We start from the raw sequence: 20,691 nt of genomic DNA on the forward strand, positions 1-20,691 counted from the left end.
AAGCACACGTACGGTGCGGTAATTGATCACGCCCTTGGGCTTTTTGGTCAGGAACATTTCGAAGTAGTTTTCGATCTGCTCGCGCGAGGCGCGCACCTCGTTGGAGACCGTCGGCAGCAGCACGCCGTCCGGTGCATACAGGTCGGCCACCTTGTGCGGGTTGCCTGTCGCCAGTGCAGCGTTCCAGGTGTCGAACAGCGCGGCGACTTCGCGTGCTTCACCGTCGACGGGCAGCGCTGCCTTTTCGGTGTAATGCATCACGCCAGCGGCCAGCGCCGGGGTGGCAGCCAGAGCCAAAGCCAGAGAGAACAGGGTGCGACGCATGGGAATCTCCGTGTAGTTGATTGGGTGCCTCAGCAGGCAGAGCCAGTATCGAAATCCACGGAGCGCCGAAATGCTGCTGTTCGGCATATGCATGAATACGCTTCTCGGCGTATTTAGTTGAATTGTAAGTATTTGGAAAATAAAGCGTATGCGTTGATTCGGTGCGTTGGATGACGCTTGGCCCCGATGACGCGATTTGCGCGTGGGACGCTGCAGGGGGGGATCAGTGGACAAGGTCGGCGAGCAAGTCGCGACATCAAGCGCAACCCAGAACGCCGTGCGCCGGCGTCCGCCGAACTGGACAAGGGGCGCCGCGGACGGGTTGAAGGCAGGCAATGACCCGGCCCGAACCCCCGCCCACACGCAACAGCACGGCCGTCCAGGGAGGACGCTGTTAGAATGTCATCCCCTTTCCATCCGCCGCGCTGTCGCGGCCGCAGGAGCTAGTGAACATGGCAATCAAGGTTGGCATCAACGGATTCGGTCGCATCGGACGCAACGTGCTGCGCTCTGCGGTGCAGAACTTCGCCAATGACATCGAGATCGTGGCCATCAATGACCTGCTCGAGCCCGACTACCTGGCCTACATGCTGCAGTACGACTCGGTGCACGGCCGCTTCAAGGCCGAGGTGTCGGTCGACGGCAACACGCTGATCGTCAACGGCAAGAAGATCCGCCTGACCCAGGAGCGCGACCCGGCCAACCTCAAGTGGGATGCCGTGGGCGCCGACGTGGTGATCGAGTCCACCGGCCTGTTCCTGACCAAGGAAACCGCGCAGAAGCATATCGACGCGGGCGCCAAGAAGGTGATCCTGTCGGCTCCGTCCAAGGACGACACACCGATGTTCGTCTACGGCGTTAACGACAAGACCTACAAGGGTGAGGCGATCGTCTCCAACGCCTCGTGCACCACCAACTGCCTGGCGCCGTTGGCCAAGGTCATCAACGACAAATGGGGCATCAAGCGCGGCCTGATGACCACCGTGCACGCGGCCACGGCCACGCAGAAGACCGTGGACGGCCCGTCGAACAAAGACTGGCGCGGTGGGCGCGGCATTCTGGAAAACATCATTCCGTCCTCCACCGGCGCTGCCAAGGCTGTGGGCGTGGTGATCCCGGAGCTCAACAAGAAGCTCACCGGCATGAGCTTCCGCGTCCCGACCTCGGACGTCTCGGTGGTCGACCTCACGGTCGAACTGGAAAAGCCGGCCACCTACGCCGAGATCTGCGCCGAAGTGAAGGCACAGAGCGAAGGCGCGCTGAAGGGCATCCTGGGTTACACCGAAGACAAGGTCGTGGCCACCGATTTCCGCGGCGAGACCTGCACCTCGGTGTTCGACGCCGACGCCGGCATCGCGCTGGACTCGACGTTCGTCAAGCTGGTGTCCTGGTACGACAACGAGTGGGGCTACTCCAACAAGTGCCTGGAAATGGTGCGCGTTGTTGCGAAGTAAGTTCTGACGTCGTGCAAAAAACCCCGGTTAGTCCGGGGTTTTTTTATGGGCGTTTCGCTCGTTCCGGTGGCAGGGCGGGTGGGCGTGGATATAAAGCCACAGGTGTCCCGAGATGTGTTGTCCGCCCCATGGCATGCGCAAGCTGCGCGGCTGGCTTTACTGCAAGACGCAGGCACCCGGTATGCGAGCCACCTGCTTTACCGTCCAGGTCGTCTTGGGGGCAGTGTCTTGTCGGGCGCTTATGCGCGGCGATGCCGACTTTCGTGCGTACGCCGAGTAGCATGGCGGCGCTAGAGTCGGCCGGATGCCGGCTAGGGGATAGGCGTTGGAAACGATAATCGTGCTGGTGGCCCTGGTGCTGCTCGCAGTGCCGGTGGGCGTGGTGATCGCGCTGGTGTGGATTGCCGGGCTGCGGCGGCGGGTGGATGCGCTGGAACAGCGGCTTGCGCACTGGCAGGCGGGGAATGTGCCTGCGGATGCAGCAGCGCGTGCGGCCGAGAGGCAGGCCTCTGCGCCGACGGACGCCTGGGCGCAGCCGGGCGACACGTCCGCATTGAACACCTCCACTTCCGACGCGGCGGTGCCTGACGCATTCGATTTGCCGAGTGCGTCGAGTCGCATTTCGCCGTCTGCGTCTGTGATGCAGACGCCGCCAACACTGCCCGCAGACGCGCCTGCAGCGTCGGTAACCAGTCCAACAGCGGAAGATGCGTCTGCGTCCAGCTGGCAAGCGCAATCGTCGCCGTCGGAGCCGCAAGGACTGCCACAGCAAGCGCAGGAATTGCCTGCGCTGCCAGCGCAACCGGACCCGATCACGCGCGCCATCGGCGCGGTGAAGCGCTGGTTCACCGAAGGCAATGTGCCGGTCAAGGTCGGCATGCTGGTATTGCTGGCCGGCGTGGCGTCGTTGTTGAAGTACGCAAGCGATCAGGGCTGGATGCGCATGCCGGTCGAGCTGCGGTTGGCCGGCATCAGCGTGCTGGCGCTTGCCGGTCTGGTATTCGGCTGGAAGCAGCGGTTGCAGCGGCCCGGGTTTGCGTTGGCGTTGCAGGGAGGTGCCATCGGCGGCTTGTTGCTGACGGTGTTTGCGGCATTCAAGTTGTACAGCTTGCTGGGCGCTGGCCTGGCGATGGGCATCAGCGTAGTGCTGATTGCCGGCATGTGCGTGCTGGCGGTGGTGCAGGACTCGCGCACGTTGGCGGTGTTGGGTGTGCTGGCCGGGTTTCTTGCGCCAATCTGGCTGTCCACCGGCAGCGGCAATCATGTCGGGCTGTTTTCGTATTACGCCGTGCTCAACGCCGGCATCGTGGCGATTGCGTGGACGCGGCCGTGGCGGGTGCTCAACCTGCTTGGATTCGCCTTTACCTTCGGCATCGGTACGCTGTGGGGCGCGCTGCAGTACACCCCCGCAAAGTTCGCCAGCACCGAGCCGTTCTTGTTGCTGTTCTTCGCCATGTATGTCGCGATTCCGGTGCTGCATGCGCGGCGCGGCGATGGCAGCGCGGGCAAGCTCATCGATGGCAGCCTGTTGTTCGGCACGCCTTTGGTCGCCTTTGCGTTGCAGGCGCGTTTGCTGGAAGGCGATCGCCTGCCGTTGGCGTTGTGCGCCGTCGCCGTGGCGGCGTTGTATGCCGGTCTTGCGAGCTGGTTGCTGCGGCGTGCCTCCACACGTTTGCTGGGCCAGGCGCACGCGATGCTGGCCGTCGGCTTTGCAACGCTGGCAGTGCCGTTGGCGTTGTCGGCGCGTGCCACCGCCAGCGTGTTCGCGCTGGAAGGCGTGGGGTTGTTGTGGCTGGGCGTGCGTCAGCAGCGACGCATCCCGCAGATCAGCGGCGTGGCCTTGCAGCTGCTTGCGGCGGTGGGTGTGGCCTTCGGTGTGGATGCGTGGCGTTACGACAGCGTGGCGGTGGCCAATGCCACCTGCATGAGCAGCTTGCTGATCGCCATTGCTGGTTGGGCCAGTGGCTGGTTCCTGCGTGATGCGGGTCATCGGCGGAGCGCGCTGGTGGCGTATCTGTGGGGGCTGGGCTGGTGGACCATGTGCGGGGTACACGAAATCCTGCGCTTTGCCGGTGATCTGCGCAGCGAGCCGGATCTGCTGCTGGGCTTTGTCGCGTTCAGCGTGTGGCTGGCGGCCGAGGTGCACCGCCGTCGCCCTGCCGCAGCATTGGTGTGGACGGTCATGGCGGGTCTGGCGCTGGCCGCGCCGTTGGCGCTGTGGCAGAACCATGCGCATACGCAGCCCTTCGCGCATTGGGGTGCTCTGGCCTGGCTGGCGTTTGCGCTGGCAGGCACGCGGGCGTTGTGGTGCCTGCGAATGCAGCCTGGCGCTGGCGCCGTGGTCGCGCAGTTCATCTGGTGGCTGTTGTGGCCGTCGGTGGTGTCGTTGGGTGCGGCCTGGCTGGCCGATGCGTTCGCGCTTGCCAACGGCTGGCGCTGTGCCTTGCTGGCGGTGCCGTGGCTTGCCGTGGCGACCGTGGGCTTGCTGCGCTGGCCGTGGCTGACCTGGCCGCAGGGAGTGCGCTTCGATCCTGCGCGCAGCGGGTTGCTGAGTTGCGTGTTCGCGGTATTGGGTATCGGTTGGCTACTCGCATTGCTGGATCCGGTCAGCGCCGCGCCATTGCCCTGGGTGCCCTTGCTCAATCCGGCCGAACTGGCGCAGCTGGCGGTGCTTGCCTTGGTCGCGCGCTGGGCGTGGTCGACGCACGCGCCGGCGATCCTGCAAGGTCGGCGCGTCACTGCGCTCGGTGTGCTGGGCTGGGTGTTGATCACCGGCAGCACCTTGCACAGCGTGCATCACTGGGGCGATGTGCCGTGGAATGCCGCATTGGTGGGCGCGACGGTGTCGCAGACCAGCCTGACCATCGTCTGGAGCGTGCTGGGTGTGCTGGGTTGGGTGGTCGGCTCGCGTCGCGGGCAGCGCGGACTGTGGCTGGGCGGTGCCCTGCTGATGGGCCTGGTGCTGGCCAAGTTGGTGCTGGTCGATCGCCAGCATCTGGGCAATCTGCTCGGCATCGGCTCGTTCATGGCCTACGGCCTGTTGTGTACGGTGGTGGGGTATCTGGCGCCGGCGCCGCCGCGTCCGGCGATTGAAGAGCGCGCTGTCGACGACGATGGCGCGGCAAAGGATCAGGCATGAGTACGAAACATTGTGGATGGGTGCTGCTGGTGCCGCTGATGGCGCAGGCGGCCGATGTGCGGCAGGACTATCGGCAGCAGTGGCCGCTGCAGGTGGCCGGCTCCGACGCCGGTATGTATCAGCTGACCTTGAACGAAGCGGTCCATCGCAGCGCAGTCGATGCGGAATTAGGCGATGTCACGGTGATCGACGCGCGTGGCGAAGAGATGCCCACCGCGCCGCTGCCCGTCGCCGCTGTGCCATCCGCATCGCGTCTGCAGCGGTTACCGTTGTTCGCATTGCCTGAAGGCGCTGCGCCGGCCAACGGCGATCTGCAGTTGATCGCCGAGCGCGATGCCAGCGGGGCAGTGCGGCGGCTGGAAGGCCGCTTTGCAACCGGTGCACCCGCAGCGCCCGGCGTCGGCGGCAGCTGGTTGATCGACGCCAGCGCATTGCGCGATCGCCCGCGTGCGTTGTTGCTGGACTGGGAGGGCAATACGCCGGTGCAGGCGCAGCTGCGTGTGGAGGGCAGCGACGATCTGCGCGACTGGCGTGTGCTCGCTTCCGATGCAACAGTCATGGCCTTGGACAATCAGGCGCAGCGGCTGCAGCAACGCCGCGTCGCGCTAGACGATGGCGCAAAGTACCTGCGCATCGTGCCGGTATCGGGCAGCTTGCCGACGCTGCGTGCGGTCGATGCGGAAGTGGATGGCGTTGTCGCGCCCACCCAACTGTCCTGGCTGGACTTGCAGGGCACTGCCCAAGACACCGGCGTGACCTATGTCGTGCCGGGTCGCTTCCCGATCACGCAGCTGGATGTGGGCGGCGGTCTGGCCGAAGCGGTGGAATGGATCGTGGAAAGCCGCGATGCCGACGACGCACCGTGGTCGCGTCGCGCCGGGCCATGGTTGGCGTATCGGCTTGGCAATGGCGCCTCGCCACCGCAGCTGTTGTCCGCGCCCGTGCGCGATCGCCAGTGGCGATTGGTGGCTGCCCAGGGCCGCAGCACCGCGGTGCCGACCTTGCGCGCGGGGTATCAACCGGAGCGATTGATGTTTCTTGCGCAGGGGCAGCCGCCGTATGCGCTCGTCGCTGGCAGCGCGCGCGTGCAACGTGGCGACGCGCCATTGGCCTCGATGCTGCAGGCGCTGCGGCAGGAGCGCGGGATGCAGTGGCAGCCTGTGCAGGCCAGCATGGCCGCGCAGGCACAGTCGCTTGCCGGCGATGCGGCACTGCAGCCGGCCGCCACGCCGCGCGACTGGAAACAATGGCTGCTCTGGGCGCTGCTGGTCGGTGGCGCCTTGCTGGTGGGCGGTTTCGCGGTCAGTCTGCTGCGCAAATCCGGCACGGACCGGCCGCTGTAACGCCGCGCTGTCGCGCTGTCGCCAGCGGTGTGCAGGTGATGCGGGTTTGCCGCTTTGCTGCGAAGGCCGGACAATGGGTATCCCCCGTCGCCGAGGCAGCTGCATTGCCCGTCGTGTTCGACCGATCACAGTTGGCGCCATCCGCATGTGCGGCAGCGCCCGTCCAGCGCACTGCCTTGTTGCGGTACGGCGCGCCGATCCCGACTCCTGATGACCCAATCCCCGCCGCCAAGGCGGTCGCATTGCGCGTCGTCTCCGGTCGACTGCCGCTCGTGTCGGCCGCAGTTGCAATGGCGGCATCTTTGCAAGGCGCTGCCCCGTCAAGGCGGCGCAGTAGCGTGATTTCCTCCGCGCACAGAGCGTGCACGCACGCGTCCAACGCAGGCGCGGCGCCGTGTACCAATCCCTAATCCCCAGACTTAGCGAGCCAAGCCCATGTCCATTGTCCGTATGACCGACCTCGATCTCTCCGGCAAGCGCGTGCTGATCCGCCAGGATCTCAACGTGCCGATCGACAACGGCCAGATCACCTCCGAGCAGCGCATCACCGCCTCGGTGCCCACCCTCAAGCTGGCGCTGGAAAAAGGCGCGGCGGTGATGGTCACCTCGCACCTGGGCCGCCCGAAGGAAGGCAGCTGGAGCGAAGAAGATTCGCTGGCGCCGGTCGCTGCGCGGCTGACCACCTTGCTGGGTGTCGAAGTCACCCTGGTGCGCGATTGGGTGGACGGTGTGGAGGTCGCGCCGGGCCAGGTGGTGCTGTTGGAAAATTGCCGCATGAATGTCGGCGAGGGCAAGGACGACGAGACCCTGGCACGCAAATATGCCGCGCTGTGCGATGTGTTCGTCATGGATGCCTTTGGCACCGCGCATCGCGCGCAGGCGTCCACGCATGGTGTGATCCGCTTCGCGCCGGTGGCCGCCGGTGGCCCGCTGCTGATGGCCGAACTCGATGCGCTGGCAAAGGCGCTGGACAACCCGGCCAAGCCGCTGCTGGCGATCGTGGCCGGCAGCAAGGTCTCGACCAAGCTGGAGCTGCTCTCCAACCTGGTCAACAAGGTCGACCAGCTGATCGTCGGTGGCGGTATCGCCAACACCTTCATCGCCGCTGCCGGGCATGACGTGGGCAAGTCCTTGAACGAGCCGGATCTGATTCCGACCGCCAACCAGATCGTGGCCGATGCCAAAACGCGCGGCGCCGAGATTCCGCTGCCCACCGACGTGGTCGTCGCCAAGCAGTTCCTGCCCGATGCGCAAGCCACGGTGAAGTCGCTTGATGCCGTGGAGGCGGACGATCTGATTCTCGACATCGGCCCGCAGACCGCGCAGCACTATGCCGAGATGATCGCCAATGCCGGCACGGTGGTGTGGAACGGCCCGGTCGGTGTGTTCGAATTCGAGCCCTTCAGCCACGGCACCGAAACCCTGGCACGCGCGATCGCCGCATCCAAGGCGTTTTCCATCGCCGGTGGCGGCGACACCCTGGCTGCGGTGGACAAGTACGACATCGCCAAGGACGTCACCTACATCTCCACCGGTGGCGGTGCGTTCCTGGAATTTCTGGAAGGCAAGACCTTGCCGGCCGTGGCCGCACTCGAGGCCCGCGGCAAGTGAGTGCAGCCACGCTGTTCTTCGATCTGGACGGCACGCTGGTGGATTCGGAACCGGGCATCGTCGCCAGCATCGTGCATGCCTTCGATGCCGTGGGCCAGCCGCGTCCATCGCCGCAGACCTTGCGTGCCTGGATCGGCCCGCCGTTGCGCGACAGCTTCACCGAGTGTTTTCCGCAGGATCCGGAGCTGGTGCAGCGCGCGCTGGGTCTCTACCGCGAGCGCTACGACGCGGTGGGCTGGACCGAACTCAGCGTGTTCGATGGCATCGGCGAGGTGGTCACCGGCCTGCAACGCGCCGGCCATCGCCTGGCCGTGGTCACCTCCAAGAACGAGCGTTACGCACGCCGTATCGTCGAGCACCTGCCGTTCGGTGCGTGCTTCGAGAATGTGATCGGTGCCAGCGAAGATGGCGAACGCCGCTTCAAGCCGGACCTGATCGCCGAAGCACTGCGCCGCCTTGAGATCGACAAGACCGGCTGCGTGATGATCGGCGACCGTCGCATGGATATCGATGGCGCCAATCACCACGGCATCCACAGCATCGGTGTGTTGTGGGGCTTTGGCGACGAGGCCGAACTGCGCACCGCAGGCGCCGGCGCGATTGCACACACCCCGGCGCAACTGACCCAGTTTATCCACGCATGAGCGCTGCGCATCGGCCGTTGCGCTCGCTTGGCCGCCGCCGGCGCGCTGCGCAACGTGATGCAACAGATTGCTCTTCACTGCCACCGGGTTAGGGTGGCGACCGCATCGCGTTGCCCAGTGCAACGCGTGCGTAAACGGACGTACTGTCCCGCACTGTCTGTAAGACATGCCGGAATAAGAGGGTGGCTATGCCGCAATGCCATCCTCGGTACGTGACGTGTGTGTTAAGTTTCGCGGCTTTTACAGGGAGGCCATCATGAAAGAACGTCAACGCCGCACCAAGATCCTCGCCACCCTCGGACCGGCAACGGACGCGCCCGGTGTGCTGGACGCTTTGTTCAAGGCGGGCGTCAACGTGGTGCGCCTCAACTTCAGCCACGGCGACCCGTCGGGCCAGGCCAAGCGCGCCGCCGAAGTACGTGCCGCCGCTGCGCGCGCCGGTGCCGAAGTGGGCATCCTGGCCGACCTGCCGGGCCCGAAGATCCGTATCGAACGCTTTGCCGAAGGCAAGATCAAGCTGACCATGGGCGCGCGCTTCGACCTGGTGGCCGATGTCAATGCGCCGGCCGGCGACCAGAATCAGGTGGGCGTGAGCTACCTGGGTCTGCCGCAGGACGTGGTGGCCGGCGACGTGCTGCTGCTCGACGACGGCCTGGTGCAGTTGCAGGTCACCGACGTGCAGGGCGCGCGCATCGTCACCACCGTGCTCAACGATGGTGTGCTGTCCGACCGCAAGGGCTTGAACAAGCAGGGCGGCGGCCTGTCGCTGGGCGCGCTGACCGAGCGCGACAAGGAGCTGATCGGCATCGTCGCCAAGATCGGCGTGGACTTCATCGCGGTGTCGTTCTGCCGCAATGCGCAGGACATGCACGACGCGCGTCAGATCGCCCAGCAGCACGGCTGCGATGCGCAGCTGGTGTCCAAGATCGAGCGCACCGAAGCGATCGAAAATCTGGTCGAAATCGTCGAAGCCTCCGATGTGGTGATGGTGGCGCGCGGCGATCTGGGCGTGGAAATCGGCGATGCCGAATTGCCGGGTCTGCAGAAGAAGATCATTCGCGAGTCGCTGGCGCAGAACAAGGTGGTGATCACCGCCACGCAGATGCTGCAGTCGATGGTCGAAAGCCCGATCCCGACCCGCGCCGAAGTGCTGGACGTGGCCAACGCGGTCATCGACGGTACCGACGCGGTGATGTTGTCGGCCGAAACCGCCGCCGGCGCCTATCCGGTGCGCGCGGTGGAAGCAATGGCACGTATCTGCCTGGGTGCCGAGCACCAGTTCGAATTCGACACCGACTTCGAAGCGGCGCAACGCAACCTGCAGCGCGCCGATCAGGCGATCGCCATGGCGACCATGTTCCTGTCCGAGCACATCGGCCTGGGCGGCGTGGTGGCGTTGACCGAATCCGGCGGCACGCCGCGCTTCCTGTCGCGCTTTCGCTCCAACATGCCGATCTACGCCTTCACCCGTCACGATGGCGCGCGTCGCCAGATGGCGATGATGCGCGGCGTGTTCCCGATCAGCTTCGACAGCCGCGGCCTGACCCCGCGCGAAGCCGCACGTGCGGCCATCCGCCTGCTGGTGGAAAACGAGCGCATGGGCCCGGGCGACCGCGTGGTGTTCACCAGCGGCGAGCACATGGAAATGCACGGCGCCACCAACACGCTGCGTCTGCTGGAAGTGGGCGAAGACGGCCGCGCCACCGGTCTGGGCGAGCTGTAACGCACTGCCGGCCATTCGCGGACGTCGATTGACGTCCCCTGTGTGTTGAACAGCGCGCATCCTGCACAGCGGCGGCCTTCGGGTCGCCGTTGTGCTGTGTGCGGTTCGGTTTGCAGTACTGCACTGCATTGGCCTGCGCTGTGCCACGCGGCGTCTGTATGGCTGGTGCGTTGCATGTCGCTCACCACATCACGCATTCCATCGTGCATGGCGTGATTCAACAGGCCTGGATCGTTGGTGGCATCTGCTTGGCCGCGATCGCGCTCCAGGTGACGACGATGCTGCCGGAAATGCGGTTGTCGCGGCATGTCTTCGCAGGGACGTTCCCTTGGGCCTGCCCGCGTGTGGGCGTAATCGATCAACGTTGCACAACCGCGATGCCGGCACGTTCGACGCACACGATTGTGCATGCAGATCGGATGTTCTACGCGCGCTGCTGCGGTGATCGCGGCGCAAGTGCAGGGCTGCCTGCAATACAGCAGTAATGCATGCCGACGCGATGGCCGCATGCGCTTGTGCAAGCGTTGGCAACCACACACCACAGCGATGGCGCCTTGTGCAACGCGATGCGAGCGGCGCCACACATCCTGTCACGCAGGCAAGGTGTAATCGGTTGCAGGCATTCCGTGAAGGAATGTGTACGACTTTCGTCGCTATACTTTCGTTCTCCCCCGCAGCTGCCACAGGAACTACATGAGCATCGAACAGCTTGCCGAAACCGCCCAGGCCATGGTCGCCCCGGGCAAGGGCATCATCGCCATCGACGAGTCGACCAGCACAATCGCAAAGCGTTTTGCCAGCGTCGGCATCGAGAACATCGAAGAAAACCGCCGCGCTTACCGCGAACTGCTGCTGACCACGCCCAAGCTGAGCGATTACATCTCCGGCGCCATCCTGTTCGACGAGACCATCCGTCAGAAGACCAAGGACGGCGTGCCGTTCGCCAAGTACATGGCCGAGCACGGCATCATCCCGGGCATCAAGGTCGACAAGGGCGCGCAGCCGCTGGCCGGCATGCCGGGCGAACTGGTCACCGAAGGTCTGGACGGCCTGCGTGCACGTCTGGAGGAGTACTACACGCTGGGCGCGCGTTTCGCCAAGTGGCGTGCGGTCATCAACATCGGCGAAGACATCCCGTCCGGCACCTGCATCGAGGCCAACTCGCATGCGCTGGCGCGTTACGCCGCGCTGTGCCAGGAGCAGGGCCTGGTGCCGATGGTGGAGCCGGAAGTGATCATGGACGGCAGCCACGACATCGAGACCTGCTACGAAGTGACCGAAGCCACGCTGCGTTCGCTGTTTGGCGCGCTGTATGAGCAGAACGTCGTGCTCGAAGGCACCATCCTGAAGGCCTCGATGGTCATCTCCGGCAAGGGCTGCGAAGAGCAGGCCAGCGTAGAGGAAGTGGCCGAGTCCACCGTGATGTGCCTGAAGTCGACCGTGCCGGCGATCCTGCCGGGCATCGTGTTCCTGTCCGGCGGCCAGACCGACGAGCAGTCCACCGCGCACCTCAACGAAATGCACCAGCTCGGCAACCTGCCGTGGCCGCTGAGCTTCTCCTACGGCCGCGCGATGCAGCAGGCCGCACTGAAGCTGTGGGCCAAGGACATGACCGGCAACTTCGCCAAGGCGCAGCAGATCATCTATGAGCGCGCCAAGGAAAACGGCCTGGCCGCACTGGGCAAGTGGAAGGGCTGATCGAGTGATGGCGGCCGCAAGGCTGCATCGCGGGTAAGACCAAAGCGCCGGCAGCGATGCCGGCGTTTTTTATTGGGTGTCGACGTGCGGGTTGACTGTGCCCAGGTGCACACCAGCTCTGCGCAACGCAGCCGCAACGCAAAAAGCACTGCGCCGCCGTCGGGCGGGTATGGCCGGCCGGTGCCTGGATCGGCATGCACCTATCCGGGTACCGTAGTTCCTCGGCGCTGTCTGCACTCGCCTGACGCTCGCTCCCTTATCAGCCGCTCCTAGTGTGATCGGGCGAGCTGAGGCCGTGCATCAGGACTGCTGCACAGTAGTGGCGCGGTTGAAGACGACGACGGGATTCCACTGACCAAAACGCAACGAGTGATCAAAACGCAACGAGCGCCTTGCGGCGCTCGTCAGTGCAACCTGCATTGCGTAGCGATCAGGCGGCCGCGGTGTCCTGCGTTGCCAGTGCCTGCTGATAGGCCTTGTAGGTCGCCTCGTTATAGGCCACCAGCACGATGTGCTTGGGCACCTTGTGCGAGCGTTGCCAGTCACGGGTTTCGGTCACTGCAATCCGTGCGGCCTGGTACAGCGGGTAACCGTAGATGCCGCAGCTGATGGCCGGGAACGCGATCGAATGCAGCCTCATCTGCTCGGCAAGTTTGAGCGACTGCCAATAACAGTTGGCCAGTTGCTCCGGCTCGTTGTGCTTGCCGTCGCGCCACACCGGGCCCACGGTATGAAACACGTGGCGCGCCTTCAGATCGAAGCCTTCGGTGATGCGGATTTCGCCGGTGGGGCAGCGTACGCCCGGGCGCACCTGCGGTAGCGCTTCACAAGCGTGCAGCAGACGTGGGCCGGCAGCACGATGGATGGCGCCATCGACGCCGCCGCCACCCAGCAGTGATTCGTTTGCGGCGTTGACGATGACGTCAACGTCGAGTTCGGTGATGTCGCCTTGCCAGACTTCGATTCTCATAGCGCGATAGTTATGGGATTTGAATGATGAACGCGTGACGGGGTCAGGCGTTGCGGAGCCCCACGCTAGGGCCCATTCATCTCACACGCTGCGACAGCCCACGACGGTGCCGGAGGCGCAGCAAAAGATCAGCCAGAATCGGGTTTTCGGACGAAACAGTCGCGGCAACGATTGGAAGAATTTATCGCTGGCGCCAGGGAGTTACTGGCGGCCCTGCCTGCCAAACCGCCGCCGTATTGCGCGACGCGGCGAGACCCGCGCGTTGCGCGTCAGAGCCAGCGGCGGACGCGCGTGCAGTACGCGGTGTAGGCGCGGCCGAATTCGGCGCGCAGGCGGCCTTCTTCGAACGGGATCAGGTAGAACTGCAGCGCCAGCCACGGCAGCGGCAGCAACAGCACGCCCCATAGATAGCCCATCTGCACGGTCAGGCCCAGATAGCTCAGGATCAGGGCCAGATACATCGGATTACGGGTGAAACGGTACGGCCCGGTCAGGACCAGCTGCGAGGGATGCCCGCTGGGCAGGATGGTGGTGCGGCGGCGCGCGAACAGCACAAAGCAATTGATGGCCAGGGCCAAGCCCAGGCAGGCGACGATGCCGCCAAGCAGTTCGATCCAGGCCAACAGGTCGGGCGGCGGCAAGGGCAGATCGAACCGCCGTTGCAGCCAGGCGCCCAGAGCCAGCGTCGCAGCGAAGTGCACGGGCGACGTGATCTTCACCAGCCACGGCGCGCGCGCGCTGCGTGTGCCGCCGTGCCCATACGATTGCTTGCTCACCACACTCTCCCTGCAGAACGGCGGACATCCTAACGTTTCCTTGACAAGGAGGGGAGTGCATCCATCGCAATGCAATGTGTCGCGGGGGAACGGGATAGGGCCGGAGACTTAGGGAGCCGGAAAGCGCGTTTCCGTCGCGGCGCGGTACGGTTGTGCGCTCCTTACAAGGCGTGGAGCGCTGCTCGTATGACGTGCACGCGCAATGCGGCGTCTTTAATCACGCGACGCCATGTTGCGGCGATCTATCAGCGGGCGCGTCACCGTTTTCGATTGCGTGCCCGCCATCAGGGTGTGGCGGCGGGCACTCGCGGTACGGCCGCCGATGCGGCGGGCTGCGTGTGGCTGGCGGCGACGCGAACGCACTGCGGTGCTTGCCTGGTGTGTTGTTCCCGGTTCGGCTGTGATTGTCTTTGCCTAAAGGCGCACGCAATCAGGTGCGCTGGGCGCTGTTGCCATGGTGCGATTGCTTCGGCAACCGTGCCGCCCAGCATGGGTTCCGCAATGCACTGCAAGGTGCTCGATCGCAATGGCGATCCGGCTGTGCTCAGTCCGCTGCCGCGATAAAACAAACAGTGCTGCGGGGGTCTGTCGATCGACCTCGCTTCCCAGGTCCCCATTCCCCGGTCCCAGAACAAAGAAGGCCGCGCTAAACGCGCGGCCTTTCCGTGCCAACCAACCGTCCGCTCAGGGCAGGCCAGCCAGCCAATCGTCATCCGAGCCTTCATTGATGTCGGCGAACAGCGGGGTGGAGAAGTAACGCTCGCCGGTATCGGGCAGCATCGCCAGGATGACCGCGCCGGGTGCGGCAGACTCGGCCACGCGCAGCGCCGTGGAGACGGTGGCACCGCCGGAGATGCCGGTGAAGATGCCTTCTTCGGCGGCCAGGCGGCGGGCGATGGTGATCGCATCGCTGTCTTCCACGCTCAGGACTTCGTGTGCTACCTCGCGATTGAGCACCTCGGGGATGAAGTCCGGGGTCCAGCCCTGGATCTTGTGCGGCTTCCAGTCCTGGCCCTGCAGCAGCGCGGCGCCGGCCGGCTCGCTGGCGGTGATGCGCACTTCCGGGCGGGCAACGCGCAGCACTTCGCCCACGCCGGTGAGCGTGCCGCCGGTGCCCCAGCCGGTGACGAAATGGTCCAGCCGGTGGCCGGCGAAGTCGCGCAGGATTTCGGCGGCGGTGGTGTTGCGGTGATAGGCCGGGTTAGCCGGATTGGCGAACTGGCTGGCCAGGAACCAGCCATGCTGCTCGGCCAGTTCCTTGGCCTTGCGCACCATGCCGCTGCCGCGCTCGGCGGCCGGGGTCAGGATGACCTTGGCGCCGTAGGCGCGCATCAGCTTGCGGCGCTCGATGGAGAAGGTTTCCACCATGGTGGCGACGAACTTGTAGCCGCGCGCTGCCGCGACCATGGCCAACGCCACGCCGGTGTTGCCGGAAGTGGCTTCGACGATGGTATCGCCGGGTTTGAGCAGGCCGCGCTGCTCGGCGTCGAGGATGATCGCCAGCGCCAGGCGGTCCTTGACCGAGCCGCCCGGATTGAACGCCTCGACCTTGACGTACAAGGTGACGTTGTCCGGGGCGAGGCGGTGAAGTTTGACCACCGGGGTGCGGCCGATGGTGTCGAGGATGTTGTCGTACAGGGCCATGGGGTCTCCGTCGAATTCAGGCTGCGTGGGCGAGTGTGGGCGTGTCGGGCGTTGCGATGGGTGAGTGTGGCAGCGGCGCGCTTAGCGGTGCAGCGCCGAACCAGTGCAGTGTCGGCGCGAGCGCGGTCACTTCGCCCAGGATCAGCAGAGCGGGCGCCTGCACCTTGAACTGCCGTGCGCTGCTGGCCAGGGTGGCGAGCGTGCCGGTGATCACCCGCTGCTGCGGGCGCGAGCCGTTTTCCACCAGGGCGAATGGCGTGGTGGGTGCGCGGCCGGCCTGCAGCAGGCGCTGCTGGATACCGTCCAGGCCCGCCACGCCCATGTAAAAGGCCAGCGTCTGGCGCTCCTGGCCCAGCGCGTGCCAGTCCAGCGTGTCCAGCGAATCCTTGCAGTGCGCGGTGATCAGGCGCAGCGATTGCGCGTGATCGCGATGGGTGAGCGGGATGCCGGCATAGGCCGCGCAGGCGACCGCGGCGGTGATGCCGGGGACAACCTGGAAGCCGATGCCGTGGGCGCGCAGGAATTCCAGCTCTTCGCCGCCACGGCCGAACACGAACGGGTCGCCACCCTTCAGCCGCACCACCCGGCGCCCGGCGCGGGCGTGTTCCAGCATCAGCGCATGGATCTGTTCCTGGCGGGTGCTATGGCCTTGCGCGGCCTTGCCGACTTCCACGCGCACTGCGCCGCGGCGGGCCAGTTGCAGTATCTGCGGGCTGACCAGCCGGTCGTACAGCACCACCTCGGCCTGCCGGAGCGCGCGCACCGCGTGGCGCGTGAGCAGGCCGGGATCGCCGGGGCCGGCACCGACCAGGGTCACGCTGCCGGGGGAGAGCGGTGCGACACCTGCCTGCGGCGCGGGGGAGGGCGCCGGCGCAGTTGCGGATGTGGCCGGCGCCGCGCTGTGGGTCAACAAGCGCTGGCTGCTCGCTGCGGCGCGCAGGGCGTCGTTGTGTTCCGGCTGCTCGCTGGCGGCGACGGTGAGCCAGACGGGGGTATCCGGCAGCGCCAGCCAGGCGCGGTCGAAGTGCCCGTGCAGCCATCGAAGCCGGCCAGCCCGCGCCCACTGCTGCAACTGTGGGGTCAGTTGCGGGGCGCCAACCAGCGGCAGCGCGCCGGCCTGCAGCAGGTTGGCGGTGGCGCATTCGGCATCGGCACCGCCACCGACCACCAGGACGGCACGGCCACGCAGGTCGGCAAGGAGCGGGAACGCAGCAGTCACGGACCGGGCATCGAAAGGGAGGGCCAGACCGTAACGCCGGCTTATAGCCGTCGGAAATGACTTCATGCGCCCTAAAAATAGCGTTCGGTTATAAGCTGGGCCGTCGAACTCCTCTACAGTCCAAGTCCTTGTGGCGCCTCGCGCTTTTTTGGACATAAGCCCATGACGCTGACCCAACTTCGCTACCTGGTGGCCATCGCCGATGCCGAGCTGAACATCACGCTGGCGGCAGCGCGTGTGCACGCGACCCAGCCCGGCCTGTCCAAGCAGCTCAAGCAGCTGGAAGACGAGCTGGGCTTTTTGTTGTTCGTGCGCAAGGGACGCAGCCTGGACGCGGTGACGCCGGCCGGGGTGGAAGTGATCGAGCGGGCACGCGCAGTGCTGTCGGAAGCCAACAACATCCGTACCTACGCCGCCAACCAGCGCCGCGAAAGTCAGGGCCAGCTGACCCTGACCACCACCCACACCCAGGCGCGCTTCGTGCTGCCGCCGGCGGTGGCGCAGATCAAGCACGCCTACCCGCAGGTAAGCGTGCATCTGCAGCAGGCGGCCGAAAGTGCGGCGCTGGATCTGCTCAGCCAGGGCGATGCGGATATTGCCGTGGTCAGCACCGCTGGCGGCGAGCCGAGCGCCGGCATTGCGGTGCCGTTGTATCGCTGGCGGCGGCTGGTGGTGGTGCCGCGCGGGCATGCGCTGGACACGCGGGTGGCGCCGGACATGCAGGCGCTGTCCGAGCACCCGCTGATCAGCTACGAATCGTCCACCCGGCCGGGCTCGTCGCTGCAGCGGGCGTTTGCGCAGGTCGGGCTAGAGCCGAGCATCGCGCTAACTGCGCTGGATGCGGACCTGATCAAGACCTATGTGCGCGCCGGGCTCGGTGTGGGGTTGGTGGCCGAGATGGCGGTCAACGCTCAGGACGAAGATCTGCGTTCCTGGCCGGCGCCGGCGCCGATCGCCGAGTGCATCGCCTGGGCGGTGCTGCCGCGCGACCGCGTGCTGCGCGACTACGCGCTGGATCTGGTGCATGTGCTGGCGCCGCAGATCGACAAGCGCGACCTGCGCCGTGTACTGGACGGCAATCAGGCGCCGAACTGGCCGCTGCCGCCGACCTGGGAATCGCTGACCCAGACCATCACCAGTTGAGCGCTACGCGATGACAAAGCCAGTACGCCCGTCGCTCAGCAGACTGTGGTCGCCCGAACCCGATGGCGGCATGTCGTTGCAACTGTCGGCAAACATCGACGGACGCGAGCACGCCATGCTGACGGTACTGGCCGACCCGCAGGACGAATCGCTGTGGGTGGCGCTGCAGGCCGGCGCAACGCCGGTGCAGATTCCGCTGGCCGTGTTGCGTCAGCTACTGGAAGTGGCGGCCGAGGACGTGCATTCGGCGGCGTGGTTTGCGCAGCAGGGGGATGAGGCCGGGATTGGAGATTAGGGAGTTGGAATTCCTAACAGCGGTTTCTGCCACGTCGTCGTGCGCTGGGTGTGTTGCATGCTCTTGTTGTCGTGTCCGCTAACGCAGAATCGCATGTTGCACTGCAGCGTAGAGTGGCCCGCAAATCCTCTTTGCAATCAATGCCATGCAAGCGCTGGTCGATGCGCCGTGCGTGTTGCTGTCAGTGATTCTCCCTACACGTGTCAGGGCCGTCTTAGCCGCGTTGTCGGCACCCATCAAGTTGGGCGCGGCGCTGTCGTAAACCCTTATAGCAACCATGACGCGACACTTCGGACGTCTAGGGGTGGACGGCGCAGGACCGGCGATGCAGGTATCGCTTCACCGGTGTGATCAGTGGTGTCGTCGAAAGGTTGCTAGCGCTGTCGCATCACTGTTGCGCGAGGCTGCGCACACAGCGCGGCTGGCGCACCCGGGTCCCTGGGGAGAGGCCTGGAGTGTTTGGCGGCGGATCCGGGTCGGGAGCTCGGGTCCGCCTTTTTTTGCCGATTTTTCGCCGAAACAAGCGCAGCACGCGCCGGCGGCCGAGCTGGGTTGGCCGCTCATGGCGAGCGCCGGATACTTGAATCAACGCCTGTGAAGCGACGTGCGCCAGGCCTGCTGTACAGCTGCGCGGTCGCACATCGCCACGCAGTTGCGTGCGAGCGCGTCAGGCCAACGGAATGCGAACCGAAAAACAGGTGCCGCCTTCCGAACGTGGGCGTACCTTCACCTCGCACCCCAGCGTCTCGGCGGTGCGGTGCACGATCCATAGCCCGATGCCCAGACCGTCGCTGCGTGGGTCGGCCTGGCGAAACGCCTGAAAGACCTGCTCGGGCTGCTCAAGATTCAGGCCGATGCCGCTGTCGATGATTTCCACCACCGCATAGCCTGGCCGGCGGCGGGTGCCGACCAGCACGCGTCCACGCTCGGTGTATTTGATCGCGTTGCCGACCAGATTGCCGATCAGGGTGGTCAACAAGGTCGGGTGGCTGCGCACGCGCAGCGAGGTCGGTACGTGCCGCAGCGACAGGCACTTGTCGATGGCCGGCTGGCGCCAGACGCCGAGCACCGAATGCAGCACGTCTTCCAGCTGCAGCGGCTGCAGATCCGGCATGGCGGACTTGCTTGCGGCGGCCAGCGTGGCCAGTTCGTCCAGGCTGCGACCGACCAAGCTGATCGCGTCGCGCGCAGTCACCAAGGTCGGGATGGAATCGACATTGGCATGCCGGCGCATCTTGTCGATGGCGTAGGCAGCGGTGCGCAGCGGGGTCTTCAGATCGTGCCCGGCAATGGCCATCAGCCGGCTGCGATAGCGGTCGGATTCTTCCGCGATCAGCAGCGCACGGCGCAATTCCAGCTGCGCCATGGTCTGGCGCGCGAGCGCGCGCAGCGCCTCGACCTGTTCATCGGTGAGCTTGCGCGGCTGCCGGTCGAGGACGCAGACGGTGCCTAACGGCAGGCCGTCTGGCGTCTTCAACAGCGCACCGGCATAGAAGTACAGCGGCGCTTCGCCGGTCACCAGCGGGTTGCGCGAAAAACGGATGTCTTCGCGCGTGTCGGGCACCACCAGCACGTCGCTGTCGAGCAGCGCATGCGCGCACATCGACTTGAACAGCGGCGTCTCGCGCTCGCCCATGCCGAGTTCGCTCTTGAACCACTGGCGGTCGGCATCCACCAGGCTGATCAGGGCGATCGGGGTCTGGCAGATGATCGACGCCAGCCGGGTGATGTCTTCGAAGGCCGCCTCGCGCGGCGTATCAAGGATGCCGTAGCTGCGCAGGGCCTGGAGGCGCAGCGCCTCGCTGGGCGGCTTGGGCGCGCAGGGAAGTGGCTCAGCCGCTGGATCGGACAGGACAGGACTCATGCGCGCGCTGGATGAATGGGATGAAGTCCAAGCATAGGGCATGGCGACGCCTCGCATGCGCGCGGTCTTATACGCACCGGTAGAACTGTGACTGCCGGCCTGGACAATGGGGCGGCAGTGATATTCAGGTGATGGGCTGCGCTTCATCGACTCGGCCGTGGCGATGGCTGGCGGGGCCCAGGTCGACAGGCGGCAGCGGGCGATGCCAGTCCGCCCGGACGCCTGCGCGGGTTTGGGTGCGACATCCGGTCGCGCACCGGCCGCTCCCATCGCTCCTGCCGACATGGCGGCTTACACTGCGGCGATGCCCGCGCTTCATCGCCATCGTCTGTTGCACCTGCTCGCCTGCCTGGCAGTGGCGCTGATGCTGTTGGCGCCGTTGATCAGCCGCTGGAGCCAGGTGCGCATGCTCGAGCCGATGTGCATGAGCGGCCCGGCGCTTGGCACCAGCGCTGCAGTGCATGCGAGCCACGCGCCTGCGCAAGCGCACCGCGCAGTGCCTCGGGATCACGGCATGCTCGGTGCCCCGCAACGCGCCGGCGACCATGACGCCGCGCTGCATGGCGAAGCGTGCGACTACTGCATGTTGGCCGCGCGCCTGCTGCCTTGGCTGGCACTGCTGGTGCTGTGTCTGCTGCAGCGACGCCCGGTGCCGATGCCGCTGCCCGCCGCGGTGCGGGCATGGTCGGCCTTGCGCTGGACCGCCCTCGGAGCGCGTGGGCCACCGTTGTACGCCTGAGCCTTGCCCCGTTGCGGGCGTCCATTCTGCTGCAGCCTGCTTGCGCCTGATGCGTTGGCGTGCCTGCACACTCGATGGACGACGCATTCCTTGAATGAAGCCGGT

At 65.8% G+C, this 20,691-nt stretch carries 17 protein-coding genes; 11 read left to right on the forward strand and 6 right to left on the reverse strand.

Annotation, left to right across the window (positions count from 1 at the left end):
• Positions 1-324, reverse strand: a 324-nt coding sequence (locus tag RQH86_RS09140) for an SgcJ/EcaC family oxidoreductase (RefSeq protein WP_311238896.1), incomplete at its 3' end; no start/stop codon positions are given.
• A gap of 452 nt (positions 325-776) precedes the next feature.
• Between RQH86_RS09140 and gap the strand changes: the two genes are divergently transcribed.
• The 8 genes from gap to RQH86_RS09180 all read left to right on the forward strand — a co-directional run bounded on the left by gap (position 777) and on the right by RQH86_RS09180 (position 11,936).
• On the forward strand, positions 777-1,778 hold the full coding sequence (gap, locus tag RQH86_RS09145; protein WP_005988872.1) for a type I glyceraldehyde-3-phosphate dehydrogenase: 1,002 nt from the start codon (positions 777-779) through the stop codon (positions 1,776-1,778).
• A 325-nt stretch (positions 1,779-2,103) separates the two neighbouring features.
• Positions 2,104-4,917, forward strand: a complete 2,814-nt coding sequence (locus RQH86_RS09150; protein ID WP_311238897.1) for a DUF2339 domain-containing protein — start codon at positions 2,104-2,106, stop codon at positions 4,915-4,917.
• Positions 4,914-6,260: a DUF3999 domain-containing protein gene (locus tag RQH86_RS09155; protein ID WP_311238898.1), complete on the forward strand. Its 1,347-nt coding sequence runs from the start codon at positions 4,914-4,916 to the stop codon at positions 6,258-6,260. The genes RQH86_RS09150 and RQH86_RS09155 overlap by 4 nt, the downstream gene beginning before the upstream one ends.
• A gap of 435 nt (positions 6,261-6,695) precedes the next feature.
• Positions 6,696-7,871 carry a phosphoglycerate kinase gene (locus RQH86_RS09160; protein ID WP_311238899.1) on the forward strand — a complete coding sequence of 392 codons (1,176 nt, stop codon included), beginning with the start codon at positions 6,696-6,698 and terminating at the stop codon, positions 7,869-7,871.
• On the forward strand, positions 7,868-8,515 hold the full coding sequence (locus tag RQH86_RS09165; RefSeq protein ID WP_311238900.1) for an HAD family hydrolase: 648 nt from the start codon (positions 7,868-7,870) through the stop codon (positions 8,513-8,515). The genes RQH86_RS09160 and RQH86_RS09165 overlap by 4 nt, the downstream gene beginning before the upstream one ends.
• A 256-nt stretch (positions 8,516-8,771) precedes the next feature.
• Entirely contained in the window at positions 8,772-10,238 is a 1,467-nt protein-coding gene (gene pyk / locus RQH86_RS09170; protein WP_055848745.1) for a pyruvate kinase, read from the forward strand.
• 158 nt (positions 10,239-10,396) lie between these two features.
• A complete protein-coding gene (locus RQH86_RS09175) occupies positions 10,397-10,723 on the forward strand; it encodes a hypothetical protein (protein WP_311238901.1) in 327 nt (108 codons plus the stop codon).
• A gap of 208 nt (positions 10,724-10,931) precedes the next feature.
• Positions 10,932-11,936, forward strand: coding sequence for a class I fructose-bisphosphate aldolase (locus RQH86_RS09180; protein WP_055848751.1), 1,005 nt, complete (start codon positions 10,932-10,934; stop codon positions 11,934-11,936).
• 430 nt (positions 11,937-12,366) lie between these two features.
• Here the strand turns inward: RQH86_RS09180 and RQH86_RS09185 are convergent, their stop codons facing one another.
• From RQH86_RS09185 to cobA, 4 genes are all read right to left on the reverse strand, one after another.
• Positions 12,367-12,906: an O-acetyl-ADP-ribose deacetylase gene (locus RQH86_RS09185; protein WP_311238902.1), complete on the reverse strand. Its 540-nt coding sequence runs from the start codon at positions 12,904-12,906 to the stop codon at positions 12,367-12,369.
• 269 nt (positions 12,907-13,175) lie between these two features.
• A complete protein-coding gene (locus RQH86_RS09190) occupies positions 13,176-13,682 on the reverse strand; it encodes an isoprenylcysteine carboxylmethyltransferase family protein (RefSeq protein ID WP_055850303.1) in 507 nt (168 codons plus the stop codon).
• A gap of 684 nt (positions 13,683-14,366) precedes the next feature.
• Positions 14,367-15,326 carry a cysteine synthase A gene (gene cysK, locus RQH86_RS09195; protein WP_055848757.1) on the reverse strand — a complete coding sequence of 320 codons (960 nt, stop codon included), beginning with the start codon at positions 15,324-15,326 and terminating at the stop codon, positions 14,367-14,369.
• A gap of 16 nt (positions 15,327-15,342) precedes the next feature.
• Positions 15,343-16,545 carry a uroporphyrinogen-III C-methyltransferase gene (cobA, locus tag RQH86_RS09200; protein WP_311238903.1) on the reverse strand — a complete coding sequence of 401 codons (1,203 nt, stop codon included), beginning with the start codon at positions 16,543-16,545 and terminating at the stop codon, positions 15,343-15,345.
• 162 nt (positions 16,546-16,707) lie between these two features.
• On the opposite strand from cobA, the gene RQH86_RS09205 reads away from it, so the two are divergent.
• Both RQH86_RS09205 and RQH86_RS09210 read left to right on the forward strand, forming a co-directional pair.
• Positions 16,708-17,688, forward strand: coding sequence for a LysR family transcriptional regulator (locus tag RQH86_RS09205; protein ID WP_055848759.1), 981 nt, complete (start codon positions 16,708-16,710; stop codon positions 17,686-17,688).
• Between the two features lie 10 nt (positions 17,689-17,698).
• Complete coding sequence (locus tag RQH86_RS09210) at positions 17,699-17,983, forward strand: hypothetical protein (RefSeq protein WP_311238904.1); 285 nt, start codon at positions 17,699-17,701, stop codon at positions 17,981-17,983.
• Between the two features lie 667 nt (positions 17,984-18,650).
• On the opposite strand, the gene RQH86_RS09215 is transcribed toward RQH86_RS09210, so the two are convergent.
• On the reverse strand, positions 18,651-19,847 hold the full coding sequence (locus RQH86_RS09215) for a GAF domain-containing sensor histidine kinase (RefSeq protein WP_055848764.1): 1,197 nt from the start codon (positions 19,845-19,847) through the stop codon (positions 18,651-18,653).
• 304 nt (positions 19,848-20,151) lie between these two features.
• Between RQH86_RS09215 and RQH86_RS09220 the strand changes: the two genes are divergently transcribed.
• Complete coding sequence (locus RQH86_RS09220) at positions 20,152-20,586, forward strand: DUF2946 family protein (RefSeq protein WP_311238937.1); 435 nt, start codon at positions 20,152-20,154, stop codon at positions 20,584-20,586.
• Positions 20,587-20,691: the final 105 nt, after the last annotated feature.

It is taken from the genome of Xanthomonas sp. WCS2018Noco2-27 (assembly GCF_031843525.1).
Taxonomy (GTDB): domain Bacteria; phylum Pseudomonadota; class Gammaproteobacteria; order Xanthomonadales; family Xanthomonadaceae; genus Xanthomonas.

What these genes read in the sequence shown, in the direction of transcription:
- gap (WP_005988872.1), top strand. Translation starts at nt 777, where the DNA reads ATGGCAATCAAGGTTGGCATCAACGGATTCGGTCGCATCGGACGCAAC.
- RQH86_RS09155 (WP_311238898.1), top strand. Translation starts at nt 4,914, where the DNA reads ATGAGTACGAAACATTGTGGATGGGTGCTGCTGGTGCCGCTGATGGCG.
- RQH86_RS09160 (WP_311238899.1), top strand. Translation starts at nt 6,696, where the DNA reads ATGTCCATTGTCCGTATGACCGACCTCGATCTCTCCGGCAAGCGCGTG.
- pyk (WP_055848745.1), top strand. Translation starts at nt 8,772, where the DNA reads ATGAAAGAACGTCAACGCCGCACCAAGATCCTCGCCACCCTCGGACCG.
- RQH86_RS09175 (WP_311238901.1), top strand. Translation starts at nt 10,397, where the DNA reads ATGGCTGGTGCGTTGCATGTCGCTCACCACATCACGCATTCCATCGTG.
- RQH86_RS09180 (WP_055848751.1), top strand. Translation starts at nt 10,932, where the DNA reads ATGAGCATCGAACAGCTTGCCGAAACCGCCCAGGCCATGGTCGCCCCG.
- RQH86_RS09185 (WP_311238902.1), bottom strand. Translation starts at nt 12,906, where the DNA reads ATGAGAATCGAAGTCTGGCAAGGCGACATCACCGAACTCGACGTTGAC.
- cysK (WP_055848757.1), bottom strand. Translation starts at nt 15,326, where the DNA reads ATGGCCCTGTACGACAACATCCTCGACACCATCGGCCGCACCCCGGTG.
- RQH86_RS09205 (WP_055848759.1), top strand. Translation starts at nt 16,708, where the DNA reads ATGACGCTGACCCAACTTCGCTACCTGGTGGCCATCGCCGATGCCGAG.
- RQH86_RS09210 (WP_311238904.1), top strand. Translation starts at nt 17,699, where the DNA reads ATGACAAAGCCAGTACGCCCGTCGCTCAGCAGACTGTGGTCGCCCGAA.
- RQH86_RS09215 (WP_055848764.1), bottom strand. Translation starts at nt 19,847, where the DNA reads ATGAGTCCTGTCCTGTCCGATCCAGCGGCTGAGCCACTTCCCTGCGCG.
- RQH86_RS09220 (WP_311238937.1), top strand. Translation starts at nt 20,152, where the DNA reads ATGCCCGCGCTTCATCGCCATCGTCTGTTGCACCTGCTCGCCTGCCTG.